Origin of the sequence: Glutamicibacter sp. 363 (assembly GCF_052379505.1) — a bacterium.
Taxonomy (GTDB): domain Bacteria; phylum Actinomycetota; class Actinomycetes; order Actinomycetales; family Micrococcaceae; genus Glutamicibacter.
On the sequence record NZ_JBQSYR010000018.1, the window covers coordinates 54,084 to 74,801 of the forward strand.

Annotated in this window: 16 protein-coding genes; 9 read left to right on the forward strand and 7 right to left on the reverse strand. The window is 61.9% G+C overall.

Features of this window, described 5'->3' with window-relative positions; translation table 11 throughout:
* Positions 1 to 60: 60 nt before the first annotated feature.
* Positions 61 to 2,895: an FAD-binding and (Fe-S)-binding domain-containing protein gene (locus tag ACT3UA_RS12340; protein WP_444616713.1), complete on the forward strand. Its 2,835-nt coding sequence runs from the start codon at positions 61 to 63 to the stop codon at positions 2,893 to 2,895.
* Here the strand turns inward: ACT3UA_RS12340 and ACT3UA_RS12345 are convergent.
* Positions 2,892 to 4,088 (reverse strand): MFS transporter, encoded by a 1,197-nt coding sequence (locus tag ACT3UA_RS12345; RefSeq protein WP_096285893.1) that lies wholly within the window; start codon positions 4,086 to 4,088, stop codon positions 2,892 to 2,894. The genes ACT3UA_RS12340 and ACT3UA_RS12345 overlap by 4 nt on opposite strands.
* Before the next feature lie 705 nt (positions 4,089 to 4,793).
* On the opposite strand from ACT3UA_RS12345, the gene ACT3UA_RS12350 reads away from it, so the two are divergent.
* From ACT3UA_RS12350 to ACT3UA_RS12360, 3 genes are all read left to right on the forward strand, one after another.
* Positions 4,794 to 5,807 (forward strand): ECF transporter S component, encoded by a 1,014-nt coding sequence (locus tag ACT3UA_RS12350; protein ID WP_096285891.1) that lies wholly within the window; start codon positions 4,794 to 4,796, stop codon positions 5,805 to 5,807.
* A gap of 162 nt (positions 5,808 to 5,969) precedes the next feature.
* Positions 5,970 to 7,622, forward strand: coding sequence for a thiamine pyrophosphate-binding protein (locus ACT3UA_RS12355; protein ID WP_096285889.1), 1,653 nt, complete (start codon positions 5,970 to 5,972; stop codon positions 7,620 to 7,622).
* A 92-nt stretch (positions 7,623 to 7,714) separates the two neighbouring features.
* A complete protein-coding gene (locus tag ACT3UA_RS12360; protein ID WP_141393525.1) occupies positions 7,715 to 8,749 on the forward strand; it encodes a hypothetical protein in 1,035 nt (344 codons plus the stop codon).
* Here the strand turns inward: ACT3UA_RS12360 and ACT3UA_RS12365 are convergent.
* Positions 8,746 to 8,991, reverse strand: a complete 246-nt coding sequence (locus ACT3UA_RS12365) for a D-arabinono-1,4-lactone oxidase (protein WP_096285885.1) — start codon at positions 8,989 to 8,991, stop codon at positions 8,746 to 8,748. The two genes, ACT3UA_RS12360 and ACT3UA_RS12365, sit on opposite strands and share 4 nt — an antisense overlap.
* A gap of 237 nt (positions 8,992 to 9,228) precedes the next feature.
* Between ACT3UA_RS12365 and ACT3UA_RS12370 the strand changes: the two genes are divergently transcribed.
* Positions 9,229 to 10,008 carry a hypothetical protein gene (locus ACT3UA_RS12370; protein WP_096285883.1) on the forward strand — a complete coding sequence of 260 codons (780 nt, stop codon included), beginning with the start codon at positions 9,229 to 9,231 and terminating at the stop codon, positions 10,006 to 10,008.
* Between the two features lie 30 nt (positions 10,009 to 10,038).
* Here the strand turns inward: ACT3UA_RS12370 and ACT3UA_RS12375 are convergent, their stop codons facing one another.
* From ACT3UA_RS12375 to ACT3UA_RS12390, 4 genes are all read right to left on the reverse strand, one after another.
* Positions 10,039 to 11,283 carry an MFS transporter gene (locus ACT3UA_RS12375; protein ID WP_444616716.1) on the reverse strand — a complete coding sequence of 415 codons (1,245 nt, stop codon included), beginning with the start codon at positions 11,281 to 11,283 and terminating at the stop codon, positions 10,039 to 10,041.
* 46 nt (positions 11,284 to 11,329) lie between these two features.
* Positions 11,330 to 11,926, reverse strand: a complete 597-nt coding sequence (locus tag ACT3UA_RS12380) for a TetR/AcrR family transcriptional regulator (RefSeq protein ID WP_096285879.1) — start codon at positions 11,924 to 11,926, stop codon at positions 11,330 to 11,332.
* 131 nt (positions 11,927 to 12,057) lie between these two features.
* Positions 12,058 to 13,542: a mannitol dehydrogenase family protein gene (locus tag ACT3UA_RS12385; protein WP_096285877.1), complete on the reverse strand. Its 1,485-nt coding sequence runs from the start codon at positions 13,540 to 13,542 to the stop codon at positions 12,058 to 12,060.
* A gap of 50 nt (positions 13,543 to 13,592) precedes the next feature.
* Positions 13,593 to 14,930 carry an MFS transporter gene (locus ACT3UA_RS12390; RefSeq protein WP_096285875.1) on the reverse strand — a complete coding sequence of 446 codons (1,338 nt, stop codon included), beginning with the start codon at positions 14,928 to 14,930 and terminating at the stop codon, positions 13,593 to 13,595.
* A 182-nt stretch (positions 14,931 to 15,112) separates the two neighbouring features.
* Here ACT3UA_RS12390 and ACT3UA_RS12395 point away from each other — a divergent pair, with 182 nt between their 5' ends.
* Both ACT3UA_RS12395 and xylB read left to right on the forward strand, forming a co-directional pair.
* Positions 15,113 to 15,904, forward strand: a complete 792-nt coding sequence (locus ACT3UA_RS12395; RefSeq protein ID WP_096285873.1) for a DeoR/GlpR family DNA-binding transcription regulator — start codon at positions 15,113 to 15,115, stop codon at positions 15,902 to 15,904.
* Between the two features lie 2 nt (positions 15,905 to 15,906).
* A complete protein-coding gene (gene xylB / locus ACT3UA_RS12400) occupies positions 15,907 to 17,295 on the forward strand; it encodes a xylulokinase (RefSeq protein WP_096285871.1) in 1,389 nt (462 codons plus the stop codon).
* Here xylB and ACT3UA_RS12405 read toward each other — a convergent pair.
* The gene (locus tag ACT3UA_RS12405; protein ID WP_096285869.1) at positions 17,292 to 18,542 is read right to left on the reverse strand and encodes a benzoate/H(+) symporter BenE family transporter; all 1,251 of its coding nucleotides are present in this window, start codon (positions 18,540 to 18,542) and stop codon (positions 17,292 to 17,294) included. The genes xylB and ACT3UA_RS12405 overlap by 4 nt on opposite strands.
* 241 nt (positions 18,543 to 18,783) lie before the next feature.
* Here ACT3UA_RS12405 and benA point away from each other — a divergent pair, with 241 nt between their 5' ends.
* On the forward strand, positions 18,784 to 20,142 hold the full coding sequence (benA, locus tag ACT3UA_RS12410) for a benzoate 1,2-dioxygenase large subunit (protein ID WP_444616720.1): 1,359 nt from the start codon (positions 18,784 to 18,786) through the stop codon (positions 20,140 to 20,142).
* 18 nt (positions 20,143 to 20,160) lie between these two features.
* Positions 20,161 to 20,691 (forward strand): benzoate 1,2-dioxygenase small subunit, encoded by a 531-nt coding sequence (gene benB, locus ACT3UA_RS12415; RefSeq protein ID WP_096285865.1) that lies wholly within the window; start codon positions 20,161 to 20,163, stop codon positions 20,689 to 20,691.
* The last annotated feature ends 27 nt before the right edge of the window (positions 20,692 to 20,718 follow it).

Consider the following 20,718-nt stretch of genomic DNA (forward strand, 5'->3'; position numbering starts at 1 on the left):
ACTTGTTAGACAATATTCTTATTCGGTAGGCTGGGCCTACCAACCGCACAGGAGCGCATCATGGCATTGAGCACGCCGGCACTCGGCGAAACCAGGGTTTCGCCGAGCATCCTTGACTTGGTCGCCGAGCCCGACCGCGTCAAAACCACGTCAATCGACCGGGTGGCATACGCCTCCGACGCTTCGCACTACCTCTACACCCCGCAGGCGGTGATCATCGCCAAGGACGCAGTCGAGGTTTCGCAGCTTCTTGCGGCCAGCATGCGCGCCGGTCAGCCGGTAACGCTTCGCTCCGGCGGCACCTCGCTCGCCGGCCAGGCGAGCGGTGACGGGTTGATGCTCGATGTGCGTCGAAACTTTCGCGGCATCACGGTGCTTGATCAGGGCAAGCGCGTGCGGGTGCAGCCCGGCGCGACGGTGCGTCAGGTCAATGCGCGGCTTTCGGCATACGGCTTCAAGCTTGGGCCAGACCCGGCCAGCGAGGCGGCCTGCACCATTGGTGGCGTAATCGCCAACAACTCGTCGGGCATGGCTTGTGGTACCGAGTTCAACACCTACCGCACGCTGGAATCGATGACCTTTGTGCTTCCCAGCGGCACCATGATCGACACCGCTGCCCCGGATGCCGACGCCAAGCTGGCCGCTGCCGAACCGGAACTTGTCGCCACCCTTGAGCGCTTGCGGGACCGCGTGCGCGGAAATAAGGATTCCGTGGCGCTGATCGAAAAGCACTTTGCCCTGAAGAACACCATGGGCTACGGCATCAATTCCTTCCTGGATCACCAGACGCCGGCGGATCTGCTCGCGCACCTGATTATCGGTTCCGAGGGCACCTTGGCTTTTGTCGCCGAGGCGGTCTTCTGGACCGTGCCGATTCGCAAGCTCGCGATCGCCACCCTGGCGGTCTTTGATTCCTTGGATCTGGCAACTCGCGCGCTACCGGATCTGCTGGACTCGGGCGCGGCGACTCTGGAGCTCATGGACTCCACCTCGCTGCGCGTGGGCCAGAGCCTGCCCGGGGTGCCCGAGGCAATTATGGGCTTCGAAATCAACGCCCAAGCGGCCCTGCTCGTGGAATACCACGCGGACTCGGAGGAAGAGCTTGCCGGGCTGCAAGGTGATGGGCAGCGCCTGCTGGACGCGGCGTCGCTCCGCGCCCCGGCCATGCTTTCAACCGATGCGGCGAACCGCCAGGCCGCGTGGAAGTTCCGCAAGGGGCTCTATGCTTCGGTGGCCGGCGCACGCGTGTCGGGAACTACCGCGTTGCTCGAGGACGTTGCGGTGCCCGTTGCCTCGTTGGCCGAAACCTGCGGAAGCCTGCAGGAGCTCTTTGAGGAGTACGAGTATGAAGATTCGGTGATCTTCGGCCACGCCAAGGATGGAAATATCCACTTCATGCTCACCGACCGCTTCGAGGGCGAGACGGCGTTGAACCGCTACAACGCGTTTAATGACAAGATGGTCGACCTGGTGCTCTCCAAGGGCGGCAATCTGAAAGCCGAGCACGGCACCGGGCGCGCCATGGCGCCCTTCGTCCGGCGCCAGTATGGCGATGAGCTCTACGAAGTCATGGTGCAGCTCAAGGCTGCCTGCGATCCGCGGCTGATGCTCAACCCGGGGGTCATCATCGATGAAGATCACGCAGCCCACATCCGCAACATCAAGCTGAACGAGACCATCGAGGTTGAAGCCGACCGATGCGTTGAGTGCGGCTACTGCGAGCCCGTTTGCCCGTCCAAAGACCTGACGCTGACCCCACGCCAGCGCATCGCCGTGCGCCGCGCGATCGCCAAGGCCGAGGCCGAGGGCAACCGGGAGCTCGCCGCAGAACTCGAGCGCGACTTCGAGTACTCTGCGGTAGAGACCTGTGCGGTGGATGGCATGTGCGTCACCGCCTGCCCGGTGCAGATCAATACCGGCTTGCTGGTCAAGCGACTGCGCCGCGAGGATGCGAACCCGGCGATGGCGGGCGGATTCAAGGCCGCGGCCAAGGGCTGGGGCGCGGCAACTCGCGTCGGCTCGGTGGCGTTGAGCGTCGCCGGCAAGTTCCCGGTGCCGCTGGTCCGTGGCGCCACCGACGTGGCCCGCAAGCTCGTGGGTAACGACACCATGCCGCGCTATGACGCAGATCTGCCGGCTGGCGGCAAGGCGCGCAAGCCGCTGACGGGAAATCTCGGTGCCGCAGGTACCGAGCCAAGCGCCATCTACCTGCCTGCCTGCGTGAACTCGATGTTCGGCCCAGGCGGTGAAGGGCAGGGGGTGGCTCCGGCCTTCGAACAGCTGCTGCGGCAGGCAGGCATTTCGGTGCTGGTCCCGGAAGGCATTGAATCGATGTGCTGCGGTACCCCATGGAGCTCGAAGGGCTACGAGGATGGGCATGCGGTGATGGCCAAACGCGTGCTCGAACAAGTCCATGCTGCCCAGCCGGCGTTCAGGCTACCGGTAATTTCCGATGCAACCAGCTGCACCGAGGGCTTCGCGCATACCTTGGAAGAGCAGGGCTTCGAGGTAGTCGACCTGCTGGCCTTCACCTCACGGCACCTGCTGGACAAGCTCCCGGAAGCCAAGCGGATCGATTCGCTGACCCTGCACCCCACCTGCTCGTCAACGCAGATGGGCCTGAACGGTGATCTGCAGAAGGTCGCCGAAGCGGTCGCGGACACCGTGCACGTTCCGGTGAATTGGGGTTGCTGCGCCTTTGCCGGAGACCGTGGCATGCTGCATCCGGAGCTCACCGCCTCGGCCACCGCGCGCGAAGCCGCCGAGGTGCGCGAGCTGGCCGCCAGCGCCCATGCCTCGTGCAACCGCACCTGCGAGCTGGGCATGAGCCGGGCTACCGGCAAGGACTACCGCCATGTGATCGAACTGTTGGCGCAAGGCACCGGGATCGCTTAGCCGCGCGCGACGAGACGGACCGCGGACAAGGTGCCGATGGTGAAGGCCAAGGTTGCGGCCAGCACCAGAGCCAGCGGCGCGTTCCAGCCCCCGGTGGTGGTATTGAGCCATCCGGCCAGCGGCGGAGCGATGGTAGCCGCGACATAGCCTCCGCCCTGGATTCGAGCCGAGGCGGAGGCCGCCTGCGCATTTGTGCTTGTTATTCGCGGGATGAGCGAGAAGATCGCGGTGAACCCTCCACCCTGGGCGACGCCGCCGATCACGGAAAAGGCGATGTAGGCCTCTGGTGCGGCCAGCAATCCCAACGGCAGGGCAATCCAGCAGATGGCTACGACGAGCGCCGGAACCCAGGGCCCGGTCCGGGCGGCCAGCAGCGGAACACCCAAGGCGCCCACCACCGCGGCGATCTGGAACAGCGAAGCGCTAGCGGCTGAAGAAGCAAGGGAAAGCCCCACGGTTTCGGCCAGCAGCAACGGAAGCCAGGTGGTGGTCGCGTAGTAGGCGGCCGATTGGCCGCAGAAACCGAAGACCAGCAGGGCGGTCACCTTGCGGTTCCGGGATCTCGCGGCAACCAGCATCGCGGCGTCGGCCTGGCTCGTAGGCCGTTTGGGAGCCGGCTCGGCTGGCAGCTCGGCGGGTTTCGCGCCCGCGCGGCGCATCCGGAGAAGCACCAGCCAGAAAACCAGCCCCAGGGCGGTGACAACCGTCCATGCGGCGATCGCGAGGCGCCAGCCGAAAGCGGCCGCGAGCGGGGCGGTACCAAGCAAGGTCACCATGGAACCGACATTCATGGCCGCGGAGTACACCCCCGTTGCCGCCGGGGCCCGTCGCCACGGCACATCGCGGCGAATGATGACCGGAACTACGATGTTTCCCAGGGTTATCGCGGCGCCGATCAGCACCGTGCCAGTCAGCAGGAGCGGGGCGGAACCCAGCGAGCGGATTATCGTTCCGATCAGCACGCCGACCAAGCACAGGATGACGGTGGCCTCGGCGCCGAAACGGCGTATGGTGCCGGTTGCCAGAGGCGTCGCGATGGCGAAGAGCAAAACTGGAAGACCAGTGAGCAACCCAGCGCCGGCGGCGCTGAGCCCGGTGTCGGATTGAATATCGGTGATTGCCGCGGTGGGCGAGATGATCGGCGCGCGCAGGCTCAGCGCCAAAATGGCGATTCCGGCGATGACCCAGAGCAAGGCCCATTTCTTCTTGGCTGGGTTGCGATGCGTGGCGATCTCCTTAGGTGCACGAGTCGGGGCTCACCTCAAACCCTAGAGCAGAAACGCTAGTGCTCTGGTTGTTCCTAAATATGACGCAACAACACGAGACCCCGATTGCCCGCAGGGATCGCTGGAATAGCACTCTGCCATCCGCTGCAACGCAAGTGTTCGGTGCCGGGGGTGAAATACGTCGAGCGCCTTCGAAGATTACGAAGGCGCTCGACTGTCCGACCCTTGCGGGAGGTCCAGAAAGTTTCCGTGGCTACCCAGCATTTGCCCCCAAAATGCAGATGCTGGTGCAGCGTCCACCTATGCGAGATTCGATTGACAGTGGCGTTTATCGAACTTCCGGAGCTAACTACGACGCATTAAACTGAAACTTCTAGCTACAATAATTTAGCCGTCCGCATCCTGCGTCGGCAACGGAAAGGGCGGGGTTCGGACAAATCCGGACAAGATTTGCCCTTTAGGGGAATGTGTATTATCAGCTCAGAGCTTATATTCTTGTAATGGAATATATGACCGCGCCCTTTGTCCGCGACGCGCATTGCGTGAAATGTTTCCCATGAATGTCTTGAATTCTCTGCATGCACCCTAGAGTTAATTCACAACGCGGAATAAAAGAAGGCGCGAAGAGCGAAGGCAGTGAAAGTGTCGGATTTCAAAGATCAATCCCAGAGGATGCTATCGCCGTTCGACCGCATCGTCGACGACCTGCAGCAGCTGCGCCTTGATGGCGGTGACGTTCCGTATGCAGAAATTGTTCGCAGGATCTCCCGAAATCGAATAGCCCAAGGCGTCGCACCAGATGCGTCCCGCCCTGCCAGATCAACTGTCTACGATGCCTTTCGGCGCGGACGAACTCGGCTCAATCTGGAACTGGTCTCTGAAATCGTCCGTGCACTGGATGGAACGGAGAAAGACATTGAGAGTTGGCGGCTGCGATGCTTGCAGGCTCGACGTGAACAGGCCGCAACAGAAGACACCGAATGCCCTGGATCTGAAGAACCCGTCGTACCCGAACGACCAAATGCCCCGTTGGCCGAGCCCGAGGCCGCCAAGGAGACGAAGCAGAAGATCGCAGTGCATGTCAGAAAGGTGATATTGGCCCTCGGCTGCGCCTTAGCCAACCTGCTGGGGTTCTGGCTGGTGGCGAATCTTGGAGTGCCACTGTACCTGGACATGCTCGGCACCGCGGTTGCGGCAATGATGCTGGGCCCTTGGGCAGGCGTTGGTGTCGCTGTGGCAACGAATCTCCTAGGATCTGGGATCACCGATTCCTCGTCGATACCTTTCGGGCTGGTCAACGTCACCGGTGCCTTGCTCTGGGGATATGGGGCGCTGTGGGTGCGTCGAAAGGGAGCTCTCAGGCGCTATTTTGCGCTGAACCTGCTGGTTGGCTTTGCATGCACTGTGGTTGCGACGAGTTTATTGGTGCTCCTCTTCGGCGGCGGTACCGGGCATGCCTCTGAGGGAACCCGGATGAACCTAGAGTCCTTTGGCTTGCCAATGTTTGTCGCAGTATTCCAATCGAATCTCTTGTATTCCTTGGCGGATAAAATGCTGGTCGGCTTTATCGCTTTGGCAGTCATGGCCCAGCTCAATGGCTGGCTTCGTGGATCCATTTTCGAGGATCTGGAATCAGACATCACGCGACGGCTCGATATCGATGCAGGACAGGAACAACGAGCTTGATCTAGCGCGTTGAGTGATTTGTGCCCTATTCTTGATCTTGTCAGGAGCCACCTCATAAGGCTCCGGCGCTCTCAAAAGGGGCGATACCCGTTGCCGAATGCAACTGGTAACGGCAGACATATATGGAATTTTCTTTAGTTTTCTTCAGGAAAAGAGTCCATTATGTCCAGCGTTTCAGCTGCCATTGCCCATGCCCTTAAGCCGATTGCTCCACAGATCTTTGGCCTGATGGGCAACGGCAACGCACACTTCCTCGATGCCGCCGTCCGCGCAGGCTTTAGCTACACCGCCGTGCGCCACGAGTCCGCAACGGTGTCCGCCGCCGACGCCTACTTCAGGATTTCAAACCGCCTCGCTATCGCCTCGACCACGTACGGCGCAGGTTATACCAACGCCGTCACCGCCTTGGCCGAAGCTGCGGCGGCGCGCACTCCGTTGCTGCTAGTCACCGGCGACGCGCCGACGACCGGCTTGCGCGGTTGGGACGTCGACCAGGCCGCCATGGACACCGGTGTGCGGGCCGTGCGCTACGAGGTGGACCGGCACACCCCGGGCGCAACGGCGCTCGCCGCGGCCGCCCACGCGCTGCGCGAACAGATCCCGGTGGTTCTGTCCATCCCCTATGACCTCGCCGCGGCACCAAACCTCGAAGTCGAGCTGCCGCAGTTCAACAGCTTCCGCAGTGTTCCGCCGGCGCCTGAACTCAATGCAACTCAACTACGGGCCATCACCGACCGGCTTTTGGCCGCCAAACGCCCGCATATCCTCTATGGTCGTGGAGCCATCGACGCGGCAGTGGGTATTGCCGAACTTGCCGAACGGCTCGGAGCCACCACCTCGGGAACACTGCTGGCCCGCGACCTGTTGGACTACCCGTACGATCTGGGAATCACCGGTGGCTTCGCCACCGAACGAAACGCCGAAATCATCGAGCAGGCCGATACCGTGCTGGTGCTCGGGGCCGGACTTAATCAGTTCACCATGCGCTTTGGGGATCTGGTCAACGTCGAGGCACAGGTAATGCAGATCGATCTTGCGGCTAACGCCACGAGCCCGCGAGTGGATTACTTCGCCACCGGAGACGTCTCCGCAGCGGTTGATCGTCTCTTGGGCGCCGTGGGCGCCCAGGATTCGGGCTGGGCCGGCTCGATAAACCTGGACGCGGTCCGCGACCGCCCGCTGGGGGAGGAGCGCGCCGCGGACGGTCTGCTCGATCCGCGTCGAGTGGCCAGCGAACTGGAGGAGATCTTGCCCGAGAACCGGGTTCTGGTTCAGGACGGTGGGCACTTCATCGGTTGGGGGCCCATGTATTGGTCAACTTCCGGGGCGCGAGCGCTGACCTGCGTAGGCACCGCCTACCAGTCCATTGGCCTAGGTATTGCATCCATGGTCGGCGCGGGGGCAGCGGCCGAGGGCCGCACCGTAGTGCTGGCCGCCGGAGACGGCGGATTCCTGATGGGCCTAGCCGATCTCGAATCGATCGTGCGCACCATCAGCAGCGGAGTCATCGTGATCTACAACGACTCAGCCTACGGGGCGGAGGTCCACCAATACGGTTCCATTGGCCTGCACGAGGATCCTATGCTCATCCCAACTGTCGACTTCGCGGCACTCGCCACCGCAGTGGGCGCAACGGGGCTTCGCATCGACTCGGTGGCCGATTTTTCCAAGGTTCGGCAGTGGGTAGATCAGGGGGCGAAGGGAATATGTCTGGTGGATGCGCGGATCTCACCGAACGTTCGGGCACCATATATGGAGGAAATACTGGCCGCGAACGCGCGGGCCACCGCGGCGCAGGCATCACAATCCGATTAAGGTGCTGGATTATGAGTGCTGATTCGGCGTAGGGTTGCAGAGTGCGCAAAGTCTTAGTAGGAACGGCAAGTCTAGGTTTGGGAGCGCTATTAATGCTTCCCGCCACGGGCGCTATTGCCGCCCCTTGGGACGCGCAAGACCCCAACCCCGCGCCGAGCCAGGGGCTGTCTGAAACATCGTTGCGTGTAGCCACGCTAGCCACCGAGATGACTCGGGATGTTCCGGGGCAGCTCTCCGCAGACCTCATGCAGGGAGATGACCGCGAAGCCGCGCAGGCAGCGGACAGCATCACCGCAGCCAATGCCGACTTCGTGGTGCTTACCGGGATGGACGCAGACGAACAAGCCGTGCAGGCGTTCCAGGATCATTACCTGAACAATCCAGAGGACTCCCGGCGGGACGTTGAATACGACTACGTTTACCTAGGCCCGGGCAACAAGGGCAAACCAAGCGGTGCTGATCTCAACGGGGACCGGATTGTCGGCGGCCCAGAAGATGCTTGGGGGCAGGGCAACTTCGAAGGCCAAGGCGCCGTCGTTGTCCTTTCCAAATATCAGATTGACCAAGACTCAGTCACCGGAATATCGGAGCTGAAATGGTCCGCCGTCCCGGAGAGCAGGCTCGATGATTCTGGATTGAGTGGCGCACTGGCGGCTTCAATTCCCGTGATGAGCAGTGGGCTTTGGGATATCCCGATCGAGTACCGCGGCAAGCACGTTCATGTGCTCGCCGTGCAAACTGACGACGCTTCCGGCGGCTATTCCTTTGCCGAAGCGCGCCAACTCGACCAGCTGCGAGTCATCTCCGATTACCTCGGCGGCGAAGAATACCTGCGCGATGACCAGGGGATAAAAACCCGTGGAGTCGGAAAAAGCCCGTATGTCTTAGCCGGATCCCTAGGCCAGCAGCCATCCTCGCTGGCCGCGCGGGATGCGCTGCTGCATGAAGCCGACCGTCCCGAGGCGCTCAGCGATTCGGGAAATTATCTCCTTCCAAGTAGCGCCTGGCAGGTCCTTGGCCAGGGGCATATCGGGGACCGTGCACCGCTCCAAGCGCAAACTATCGACGGCCCGGCCCAAATCAACGATTCGGCTCCCGCCCTGATCTGGACCGATATTCAGTTCTAAACTTCTTCCACCAACAGCTGCCGCAGGTGCCCGTTGAGGAACAACCCCTGCGGGTCTGCCTTAGAGCGCATCGCCTGGAAATCGGCGAATCGCGGGTACAGCTGCGAAGCTCCCAAGAAATGCGCTTTGCCCCAGTGCGGTCGCTCTGGCAGGGAAGTATTCTGGAACTTCGTCGCGGACTTAGCGATGCACCACGAGATAGCTCGTATGGAGATGTTCCCCGCTCGTTCGCGCAGAGCGATCGCATTCTGGTCGAAGGCTTTTTAATCGAGTAAACAGACCTGGCGTTCACGCATTCCGGCCTTTTCCAGTGCCAGGTTATAACGTGTGGCCTGCGCATTCTTCATAGGCCACCTCTTGCGCCGCGACGCGAGCGTATCAAGGAAAAGCTCGGTTCTGGCTTGGTATTGATAATTCGCGGCGAGAATCCGGCATTTTCCCGGGAACTATCAGGCTGGAGCTACTAGTCTGGGATTATCATGAGCAAAGATCCCATTTCGATGACATTCATAGACTCGAGCGGCAAACCTCGTTCGGCCGTCCAAGACGCCATCATGCGGGGCGTCGGTGTGCAGCGGCCGTTGGTCCTTGCATATCTCAAGCGATTGCGCGCGAAACATCCCCAGGCATCTGCGGCCGAGCTGGCCAAGATCGTTGAACGCGATTATTTGGTCGTGGTCACCGGCTCTGGAGCTGCCGTGGGTGGTACCGCGGCGGTGCCGGCGGTAGGTACCGCTGTAGCGCTGGGGCTCTCGCTGGCCGCCACGATCGGGTTCCTGGAAGCCTCTGCGCTTTATGCGCAGTCCTTGGCCGAACTTCATGGCATTGCCATTGACGACCCGGACCGATCGCGCTTGCTGGTCATGGGCGTGCTGATGGGCGAGGAAGGCAGTTCGATGATTTCGGCACTGACCAGTCAGGCGGCAGGTCGCGGCTCCGGACCGGTCAAGGGCTGGGCAAGATCATTTGGCTCGAACAAGTCAACGAGCCTGATGGCCACGGCGCAGAAGAGCTTGCAGAAGAAGTTCATTCGCAAGATCGTTGGCACCCAAGGTGCCAGCATGCTTGGCCGGCTGGTGCCTTTCGGCATCGGGGCCGTTATCGGCGGGGCCGGCAACCGCTATCTGGCCAAGCGGGTTATTGAAAACGCGGCGGTAGCGTTCGAGGGAATCGATACCGTGGCTCCAAGCCAGCTTGAGCTGGATGACCCGGATATTATCGACACCGATGTTGTGGAGAAACCGCGGAAGCGCAAATAGTCCGAAACTGAAAAACAACCGCAGGATGTTTCACATGAAACATCCTGCGGTTGTTTTTCGTTCTGAATCGGAAGCTGCCGGTCTGCTCTTCCTGGAAGTTCCGGCGATCAATGCCAGGGCAATGACAGAGAGCAGGACAACTAGTCCGGCGTAGCCGTAGGTGACGTTTTTTAGTCCGTGGGTTGGGATCAGCAGTCCGCCGATCAGTGTGGGCAGGCCGAAGGCTAAGTAGCTCACCAGATATACCGAGGAGAGCGTGCCGCCGCGTTGCAGCGTGGGGACGTTCTCCACGAGGGTCCGAAGCCCACCTTGGAAGGCGCCGCCCAAGCCGATGCCGCCGATGATGCTGGAGATGAAATAGATCGCCGTGTTTTCCGTGTAAACAGCTAGTACGAGCCCGCCCGATCCAACGATCAGCGAGATGCATCCAAGGGTCATGACCTTCAAGGCGTCGAACCGGAAGGTGACGGCGCCGAGCACCGCACTCGCGCCGGTCAGCGCAAAGATGGCTAGGCCGCTCAACGTCGGTGCTTGAATATTCATCAACGTTTTGGTGATGCTCGCGCCCAATCCCAGATACATTCCAACCAGCGCCCAGCTGGCGAGCAATGCGCCGACTGCGACGAGGAACTCGCGGCGCACCTCCTTGGGGATCATTACCGAGGGGATGAGCGAACGCCATACACCGTGACGGCGTGGGTGGCGCTCCTTGAGCAAGCTCGCCGGAATCAGCGCCAGAATCAACAATGCGGCGACCACCAGATAAGGGATCTGGAAGGGGTGCGGTGCGAACTGCACGAGAATGCCACTGAGCAGGGCGCCGAGGCCGATTGCCGCAGGTGGCACGGCGCCGTTGAGCATGGCGACGGTCCGGTGGCGCGAGGCGGGGGAGTAATCGAGCAAGGCTGCGCCCAGGGTGCCGAATCCGAGGCCCGAGGCAATACCCTGCAGGATCCGGGCGATCAGCAGCGCATTCAATGAATCGGCGAATGCCATGACGAGCATCGAAGCCGCGGCAATCAGCAACGCGCTAAAGGCGACGGGACGGCGTCCAATATGATCGGACAGTGCCCCGCAGGTCAGCAGGGTAACCAACAAACCGAAGATATATACGGCGAAGACGCTGCTGACTTCAAGGGAAGACAGTCCCCATTGCTCGGAGTACAGCGGGAAGATCGGTGACGGCGTGCCGGAGTGTGCTGCGATGAGGCAAAGGCCAATGAGTGCGGTGGTGAAGCCGAGTTTGTCGGCGACGTAGTTGTTGGCGTGTGCCACGAGATCTCTTCTGTGTTGTAGCGAATGGGTCGTGTGCGTGATGCTCCTAGGGCTGCTCAGCCAATAATCCTCGCACGGACCAGCGGACGGTTTCTTCAATGGAGGCCAGGTCAACGCTTTCGGCCTCGCGCATCAGCCGGAACACCGCTGCACCAAAGGCCACGTCCATGGCAACGTCGACATCCAGGCCTTCGGCCAACTGGCCCGAAGCGAGTGCGCGCGCAAAGAGGGGTTTGAGAGTTTTACGCCGCGGAGCTAGATAAAACTGCTCGAAATACGCGGCGCCGTGCGGCTCCAAGGAGCAGGCGGCCAGCAGCTGAAAGAATACGCGCCCGCTTTGGATGCTGTGGAAGGTTAACGATTCGACAGTACAGTCGATGAGATTCGCCAAGGGGTCTCCGTCGGTGGGGATCTTCAGCGCTTTTGTTGCGACACGTCCGAAAGCTTCGGCAACGATTGCATTCTTGGAGGGCCAGTGCTTGTACAGCGTCGCGGTGCTGACGCCTGAATGCTCGGCGATGCGCTCAATCGAAATCCCGCGGAAACCCGTGTCGCGGAGTAGTTCATTGGTGGAGTCCAAGACCTTGTGATGGGTTGCCACGCTGCGTGGGCGCGTACTAACCGGCAAGATTCCATCATTCATAGCGATTCCTAAACTAAAGTGTCACTTTAGTTTAGCAACATTCATCCGGTTCCAAGGATTTCGGGTACAAAATGACCGAGCGGCTCCTTAATGGGGAGCCGCTCGGCAAGGTGAGATTCTTTTCCGGCGAACTAACGGGCGGCGCTCTGCGCCATAATCCGTTCCAGAGTGGCAATCGCTCCCTGTGAATGCAGGGATGCGAGGGTCTCCAAATATGGTTTGGTGAACCGTTCATCGTTGATGACGTCGCCAAACAGGTCTCGCTGGCGCAGGAATGCCAAGGGATCTTCGCTGTGCTTCGCAGCGGCGGCGGAGACTTCCTGAGCCAGACGGTCAACGATCTGGATCGGCTCGCCCATTTCGTCGGTGCCCTCGGCATAGCGTGCCCAGCTGGCCACGATGGCGGCCGAAAGGCGCACGTCGCGATCGGCGGCGAGGTTTTCGCGGACCACCGGCATGAGCCACTTGGGGATGCGATCCGAGGAGTCAGCGCAAAGCCGCGCAATCGTGTCGGCCACGTGCTCGTTGCGGTACCGCTCGATCAGCTTGTCCTGATAGGCGGCCAGGTCCACTCCGGGCAAGGCCGCCAGCGTAGGCTGCGCCTCGGTGCGCATGTAGCGCAGCAAGAATTGGGCGAAGAGCTCATTGCGTGCCGCATCATGCACCGCGCGGTATCCGGCCAGATGGCCGAAATAGCACAGGCCCTGATGGGTGGCATTGAGCAGACGCAACTTCATCAGTTCAAAAGGCACCACATCTGCAACTACCTGGACTCCGACCTGCTCGAATTCCGGGCGGCCGGATACGAACTTGTCCTCTAGCGCCCACTGCACGAAGTCTTCGCACACTACCGGCCAGGCATCTTCGATGCCATAGCGCTCGGTCACGTCGCGCCGATCAGCGTCCGTGGTGACCGGGGTGATGCGGTCGACCATCGAGTTGGGAAACGGAACATTTGCCTGCACCCAGGCACCGAATTCTGCATCCAGCGCGGTGGCGAAGGCGCCAAACATCTTATGCGCCACCTCGCCGTTGCCTTGGATGTTGTCGCAGCTCATGACGGTAAAAGGCGCGAGGCCACGCTCGCGGCGAAGCTTCAGCCCGGCACTGATCAGGCCGAAGGCGGTTTTCGGGTTTTCCGGATCGGCCAGATCCGCGGCGATGGCGCGGTTCTGCAGGTCGAATTCCCCGGTGACCGGGTTGACGTTGTATCCGCCCTCGGTGACGGTCAGCGACACGATGCGGATCGCGGGATCAGCCAGCTTCTCGATAGCCGCACGGGTGTCATCCGGAGCGTACAGGTAATCGATAATTGAACCGATGACCCGCACCTCACGGCTGCCGTCCGGATTCTTGACTACCAGGGTATATAGTCCGTCGCTGTCGCTGAGCGTATCGCGCATGCGCGTGTCCGAGGGCATGATTCCCATGCCGCAGATACCCCAGTCGAGGGCTCGGCCCTCGTTCATGAGCCGATCGAGATACATGGCCTGATGGGCGCGGTGGAATCCGCCGACGCCGAAGTGGACGATTCCAGCGGAAACCTTGCTGCGGTCATAGGCCGGTACCTGTACCTCTGGCGGGATTTCTGCCAGCGTCTGATTAGAGAGTTTCATGAATTCGCAGTCTCCTTATGGGGGAAATGTCAGTTGCTCAAGCGCTCGCCTTAGGCGACGCGCTGCGGGGCGGGGGTGGGAACGCCGTTGAATCCGGGTTGGGTTCCGCGCAGCAAGTGCGACATCAGCGCCGCGACCAAGTACAGCGTGGCGAACAGATACACCATTCCTGCGGCGCCCAGGGTGGTGTAGAGCAAGGCGACCAGCAACGGTCCGGCGAAGACCGCGGCACCGATGCCAAGGTTGTAGGAAGCCATCGCGGCTCCTGGATGCTCCGGCGCCAGCGAGACGGCGATGGCCGAAAGCGGCACGAACCCGGCCAGGCCGATGCCGAAGACCGCACCGATCAGCAGGGTCAGCAGATAAGCGTGTTCGATCCCGTTGTCTACCGCCCAGGCGGGCACCAGATAGAGCCCCGCCATGGACAGCGCACAGAGCACCGCGCCGAACCAGACCACGGTCTTTGACCAGCCCAGCTTGTCGCCCAGGGCCCCGAAGAAGAGGTTGAAGGGAATGTTCACCGCGTAGATCACCGTGGTCAGGATCAAGAACTGGCCCACGCTCCAGCCGAAGCGATCCACGAACAAGGCAGGGAAGAAGACCGCCATGCCGTAGGTGGGTACCGAATTGATGGTGCGGGTGAGCATCACCATCAACGCCTTGCGGTCGCTCACCAAAAGGCGAAGCCCGAAGCTCATGGTCTTCCACACCTGCTCCGGGTTATCCACCAGCGGGGCACGTCCGGTTTTCTCCTTGACGCCGAGCAACGCCACCGCGGCACCGAGGATCACCAGGGCCAGCGAGATCCAAAGGGTCTGGTAGTAGTTGAGCCCGAAGATTTCCAGCGAGGCGGTCGCGGTCAGCGCGCCGAGCGTGGGCAGCCCGGCGCTGAAGGCCACGTAGAACCAGCCGATGGCAACCGCGAGGCGTTTGGCGTTGGCGGTTGCGGAGATCCAGACGAGGAAGCCGTAGGCGAAGAAGGGGTAGCCGAAGCCGCGCAGTCCGTAGGCGATGAAGATCAGCACCACGTTGGAGGAGTTCAGCGCGACGAGCAGGAAGAGCAGCTCGAAGGCCACCCAGATTCCGGCGCCAATGAACATCACCTTGCGCGGGCCCCACAAATCGGACAGCGAGGCGGAAAGGAATGCGGCAATGGCCACCGCGACCCCGTAGATGGTGATCAGGGTTCCTGCCAGCGGGATGGAAAAGCCGTGTTCGCCGGTCAGGTAGGGCGTGAGGATATTGGTTTCCACGCCGTCGCCGATCATGAACAGGGTTAAGCCGATGAAGCCCCAGAAGAGCGGGCGCGGGAGTCCCATGCGGTCTAGCAACCCGGTGCCGCCCCTGGTCGTTGGGGGTGGACTTGGGTTCGAGGGTTCCGAGATCATGGCGCTCCTTTGCGTGGGGCATTGCTGCCGCTCGTGATGCCACTAATCTAACACCAAATAAACAAATTCAACAGATTTTCTGTTAAATATTGTTTTGGTCATGATGTTTTGAGAGTGCAAGCACAGCATCTATCATCGAAGATGTGAGAAATGATGAACTTGCCGAAGGGAGATCAGCAGTGATGCGATCCAGCGGGCTGCCTCCGGAGAGTCGACGCGACGAGCTGACCAGCTACGTCAATCAGGTTCACACCGCGCGCGTGGAAGAAATGGCTGACGCCTTCGGGGTCAGTGCCATGACCATCCACCGCGACCTGGATGTCCTTGCTGGCGAGGGGCGCCTAGAGCGCATCCGCGGCGGCGCACGAGCGATCACCGCACGGCTGGCCGAACGCGACGTGCGGCTGCGCCGCCACCTCAACGCGCGCACCAAGCAGCGGCTCGCGCGCACCGCAGCCGAACTCATTGAGCCGGGCGCGGTCATTGCCCTGGATGACTCCACCACCGTCGGCGAGTTGGGGCAGCATCTGGAACGCCGCCGGCCCTCGACGGTCATTACCCATTCGCTGGCGCTGATGAACACCGTATCTGCCCAGTCATCCATCGCGTTGGTGGGGCTGGGCGGCCAATACTATGCAGAAACCGATTCCTTCCTCGGCTCGGTGGTGGTCGAACAGGCTCAACGGCTCACCGCAGATGCGGTGTTCGTCTCGACCACCGCGGTGAGAAATCAGGCGCTGCTGCACCCGGATGCCGAGGCGGCGCTGACCAAGCGCGCTCTGCTGAAAACCGGTGGCCGAAAAATTTTGATCGTTGACTCAAGCAAATTCGAGGGCGCAGGGCTCTACCACGTGATGGGGTTGGCTGAATTTGACGACATCGTCATCGACGACCAGCTGGCTCCCGAGCTCTTGGCCCTGTTGAAGTCGCTGAACCTCACTATCCATCTCGCCGAAAGCTCACCGAAGGACTAGCCATGCCATCGACTTATGTCTTGGGAATCGACTCGTCGACTCAATCGTGCAAAGCGCTGCTCGTTGATGCGCAGAGCGGCGAGGTGAAAGCCTCGGGGCGCGCGCCTCACCCCGGCGGGACCCAGGTGGATCCGGCTGAGTGGATCAGGGCCCTTGAAGCCAGCACCGAGGGGCTGCTCGAGCGGGCATCCGTGCTCTCGGTCGCCGGCCAGCAGCACGGCATGGTTGCCTTGGATGAGCACGGTGCTCCGGTGCGTAAGGCCATGCTGTGGAATGACACCTCCTCCGCCGGGCAGGCGCAGGAGCTGATCGGCGAGCTTGGCGGAGCACGGGGATGCGCGCAACTTGTCGGCAGCGTGATGGTCGCCTCGCTGACCGCCTCGAAACTGCGCTGGCTGCGCGAGAACGAGCCGGAAAACGCGAACCGCACCACCCGGGTACTGCTCCCGCACGACTATCTGACCTGGCATCTGGGTGGACGCAAGGAAGCGACCACCGACCACGGAGACGCCTCGGGCACCGGATACTACTCGACCGCGCAGCGTCGTTTTCTGCCCGAGGTGGCGCGCCGGGCGCTCGGCAAGCCGGTGGCACTGCCGCGGCTCGCGGCCGCAAATGAAATAGTCGGTGAAACATCTGCGGGCCTGAAGATTGCGGCCGGCACCGGAGACAATATGGCCGCCTCGCTGGGACTGGATCTGCAGCCCGGGGACGTGTGCGTCTCCATGGGAACCTCGGGGGTGGCCTCCGCGGTGGTGGATCACAGCATCCACGATGGCACCGGGATGGTGAGCGGATTTGTGGATGCCACGAATAGGTACCTGCCGCTGGCCTGCACCCTCAACGGCGCTCCGGTACTCGATTTTGGCGCCCGGCTGCTCGGTGTAGGCCAAAAAGAATTCTCTGACCTTGCGCTGGCCGCGGAGCCCGGCTCCGGGGGAGCGGTGCTGCTGCCATACTTCGGCGGGGAACGCACCCCGAACCGGCCCGACGCGACGGGGCTGATGCATGGGCTGCGCACCACGACCACACGTGAACAGATCGCCCGTGCATATGTCGAAGGGTTGCTGTGTTCCATGAAGGACGCGGTCGCTGCCCTCGAAGGCGCCACCGGCGTGGAAACCCGGCGCATTCTGCTGATCGGCGGCGGCGCGCAGTCCGAAGCGGTGCGCCGCATCGCACCGCAGATCTTTGGCGTAGCGGTCGATGTTCCGCAGACTGCCGAATATGTGGCGTTGGGTGCCGCGCGGCAGGCCGCCTGGGCGCTGAGCGGAGAAGAAGAACCACCGGTCTGGAACGTCGCGGAGTCCACCCGCTACCAGGGTGAGCCGCGCCCCGAGATCTATGCGCGCTATGTGGAAACCCGGGATGCAACTGCGGGGTGGAACTAACCGGAGGTCACGGCCGTATTTGGATTCCTTATGGAGTAGGCTGGGCGTCGCTTGTGCAGCGCCAGGTAGCACAGGGTGCCTCCTGCGATGCCCCAGAAGGGCGAGACGATTCCCAGCGGCGCCACCCCGGACGCGGTGATGATGAGGGTGCAGATCGCGGCCTCTGCCGCCCCGGGGGCCGGGCCGTCAAACATATCCTGCATCGATCCCTGCATGGCAGGAAGCAGGGCCACGCCCGCGACAGCGATGACCAGCTCGGCCGGCACCGCCGCAAAAAGCTGCAAAAATGTCTGGCTGAACAGCCCGAAGAAGATGAAAAGCGCGCCGCATGAAATGCCCGCCACATAGCGTCGCGCCGGATCCCGGTGGGCCTGGGCAGTGGTGCAGATCCCTGCGGTAATTGCTGCAAGGTTGATCGCATGCGAACCGAAGGGTGCGAAAAGAATGCTCGCAAGCGAGCCCCCGCTGAGCAGGAGCCGATCATTTGGCCGGTAATTGCTGCTGCGCAGCATGGCCAGGCCCGGACCGTTTTGGCCTGCCATGGTGACGATCAGCAGCGGAAGGGAAATGCCCATGATGGCGGAGAGCGAAAATTCCGGAACCGTGAATACCGGAGTGGTGAGCATGAACGAGAGCGGTGCGTTCGAAATCTGGCCAGAACCCGCCGCAAGCGCGATTCCGGCGCAGAGCGCTAGCGGGACCGCGTAGCCCGGAGACCAGCGGCGGGCCAGGAAGTAGGCGGCCACCAGGCCGCCGGCGATCAGCGGCGCATCAAGAACCGCCTGGACCACCTCCATCACAAAGGGCAGCAGCACCCCGGCGAGCACCGCGGCCAAAACGGGTTTCGGCACGCGGGCCAGCAGCCAACCCAGCAATCCGCTGAGGCTCAAGAGCAACCCAAGCAGCCCGGCCACGAGGTACGCGCCGATGGCTTCGGAATAGCTGTAGTCGCCGAGGACCGTCAGCAAGAGGGCGGCTCCCGGCACGGACCATGCGACGATAATTGGTTGGCGAGTGAACAGGCTGAGCAGCAAGCCGGTGATTCCGCTGCCGACCGAGACCGCCCATACCCAGGAACTGCTCTGCGCCTCGCTGAGCCCGGCGCGCTGGGCTGCTTGCAGTATCACCAGCATCGGGCCGGCGTAGGACACGGCCATGGCGATGAATCCGGCGCAAATTGCGGAAAAGGAAATGTCATTTCCGAGCCTGCGCAACCCACGCGGTTGGACCGCTTTTTCTTCTGGCATGACCTGGCTCCCGTTTCGCTGACCGCAACGTCTGCCCACGTTACGCAGGTCACAGGCGAACGACAAATACTTAAAGCCCCGTCATTGATATGCAAAAACTCATAGTTGAGATGCCTGGGCTAAGCCTAGGCAGATGCCTAGTGTGACGGTGCGCACAGCCTGACAGGATAGAGATCTTGAATGGCCGCCTCGAGCGGTTGCGCCCTCCCGGGCCCAGATGAAGGATGGAGCAAAGCACATCATGACCGAGACTTTGAACGCCGTATCAGAGGTGCTCGACAACGCGCTTGTCGACAGCCCAGAGACCGGCGTATACCGTACCAACCGAAACATTTTCACCGACGAAGAAGTTTTCGAGCTGGAAATGAAGCACATCTGGGAGGGCAACTGGGTTTACCTGGCCCACGAATCCCAGATCCCCAACATCGGTGACTACTTCACCACCAACATCGGCCGCCAGCCGATCATCATTTCGCGCAATAAGCAGGATGAGCTGAACGCCATCATCAACGCGTGCAGCCACCGCGGCGCGATGCTCTGCCGCCGCAAGACCGATAACCGCACCACCTTCACCTGCCCGTTCCACGGCTGGACCTTCAACAACTCGGGCAAGCTGCTCAAGGTCAAGGATTCCCGCGGCGCCGGCTACCCGGAGCAGTTCAACAAGGACGGCTCGCACGACCTGACCAAGGTCGCCCGTTTCGAGAACTACCGCGGCTTCCTCTTCGGCTCGCTGAACCCCGACGTCCTTCCCCTGGAAGAGCACCTGGGCGAAGCGGCGAAGATCATCGACATGATCGTCGACCAGTCCGAGGAAGGCCTGGAGGTGCTGCGCGGCTCCTCGACCTACACATACGACGGCAACTGGAAGCTGCAGGCGGAAAACGGCGCCGACGGCTACCACGTCTCGGCTACCCACTGGAACTACGCCGCCACCCAGGCTCGCCGCAGCGCCGGCGAATCGACCAACGACACCAAGACCATGGATGCCGGCGGCTGGGACAAGCAGGAAGGCGGCTTCTACTCATTCGACAACGGCCACCTGCTGCTGTGGACCGAATGGCTGGACGCCGCAAACCGCCCGCTGGCCGAGAAGCGCGATGAGCTGGTCGCCAAGTACGGCGAGGCCAAGGCCGACTGGATGATCGGTGTCTCACGCAACCTCTGCCTGTACCCGAACGTGTACCTGATGGACCAGTTCTCTTCGCAGATCCGCGTGTTCCGCCCGGTCGCCGTGGACAAGACCGAGGTCACCATCTACTGCATCGCACCCAAGGGCGAGTCCGACACCGCACGCGCCAACCGCATCCGCCAGTACGAGGACTTCTTCAACGCCTCGGGCATGGCTACCCCGGATGACCTGGAAGAATTCCGCTCCTGCCAGAAGACCTACATGGCCACCGCGGCCAAGTGGAACGACATGAGCCGCGGCTCGGCGCACCAGATCACCGGTGCCGACGAGAACGCCAAGAAGATCGGCCTGGAGCCCATCGCCTCCGGTGCGCGCACCGAGGACGAGGGCCTGTACCCGATCCAGCATGGCTACTGGCTGAACACCATGCGCAAGGCGCTGGCCGCCGAACTCGAAACCAAGAACTAAGGCCGAAGGGAAAGCCACATGAGCACCATTGCATTGACCGAGGCCCAAACCAGCAACGGCACCGTCACCACCGGGGACGTCGAGCAGTTCCTCTACCAGGAAGCCCGCTTCCTGGATGACCGCGACTTCGACCGCTGGATCGACTGCTACCACCCGGAGGCGACCTTCTGGATGCCGGCATGGGCCGACGACGACAAGCTCACCGAGGACCCGCAGCGCGAGATCTCGCTGATCTACTACGCAAACCGCGGTGGCCTGGAAGACCGCGTCTTCCGCATCAAGACCGACCGCTCCTCGGCTACCAGCCTGCCGGAGCCGCGCACCGGGCACAACATCACCAATGTGGAGATCGTCGCCGTGGACGGCGACAAGGTTGAGGTCCGCTTCAACTGGTTCACGCTGTACTACCGCTACCAGAACGTCGACACCTACTTCGGCAACTCCTTCTACACGATCGACTACTCCGGCACCCAGCCGGTGATCACCGCGAAGAAGGTAGTGCTGAAGAACGACTTCATCCACCACGTCGTGGATATCTACCACATCTAATTCGGCCGCATCATCCAGGCCGACCTG

Bases quoted from the DNA above. Each gene is read 5' to 3' on its own strand.
- ACT3UA_RS12340 (WP_444616713.1), top strand. From the start codon at position 61: ATGGCATTGAGCACGCCGGCACTCGGCGAAACCAGGGTTTCGCCGAGC.
- xylB (WP_096285871.1), top strand. From the start codon at position 15,907: ATGCCATCGACTTATGTCTTGGGAATCGACTCGTCGACTCAATCGTGC.
- benB (WP_096285865.1), top strand. From the start codon at position 20,161: ATGAGCACCATTGCATTGACCGAGGCCCAAACCAGCAACGGCACCGTC.
- ACT3UA_RS12380 (WP_096285879.1), bottom strand. From the start codon at position 11,926: ATGAATGATGGAATCTTGCCGGTTAGTACGCGCCCACGCAGCGTGGCA.
- ACT3UA_RS12395 (WP_096285873.1), top strand. From the start codon at position 15,113: ATGCGATCCAGCGGGCTGCCTCCGGAGAGTCGACGCGACGAGCTGACC.
- ACT3UA_RS12405 (WP_096285869.1), bottom strand. From the start codon at position 18,542: ATGCCAGAAGAAAAAGCGGTCCAACCGCGTGGGTTGCGCAGGCTCGGA.
- ACT3UA_RS12355 (WP_096285889.1), top strand. From the start codon at position 5,970: ATGTCCAGCGTTTCAGCTGCCATTGCCCATGCCCTTAAGCCGATTGCT.
- benA (WP_444616720.1), top strand. From the start codon at position 18,784: ATGACCGAGACTTTGAACGCCGTATCAGAGGTGCTCGACAACGCGCTT.
- ACT3UA_RS12370 (WP_096285883.1), top strand. From the start codon at position 9,229: ATGAGCAAAGATCCCATTTCGATGACATTCATAGACTCGAGCGGCAAA.
- ACT3UA_RS12390 (WP_096285875.1), bottom strand. From the start codon at position 14,930: ATGATCTCGGAACCCTCGAACCCAAGTCCACCCCCAACGACCAGGGGC.
- ACT3UA_RS12385 (WP_096285877.1), bottom strand. From the start codon at position 13,542: ATGAAACTCTCTAATCAGACGCTGGCAGAAATCCCGCCAGAGGTACAG.
- ACT3UA_RS12360 (WP_141393525.1), top strand. From the start codon at position 7,715: ATGCTTCCCGCCACGGGCGCTATTGCCGCCCCTTGGGACGCGCAAGAC.
- ACT3UA_RS12350 (WP_096285891.1), top strand. From the start codon at position 4,794: ATGCTATCGCCGTTCGACCGCATCGTCGACGACCTGCAGCAGCTGCGC.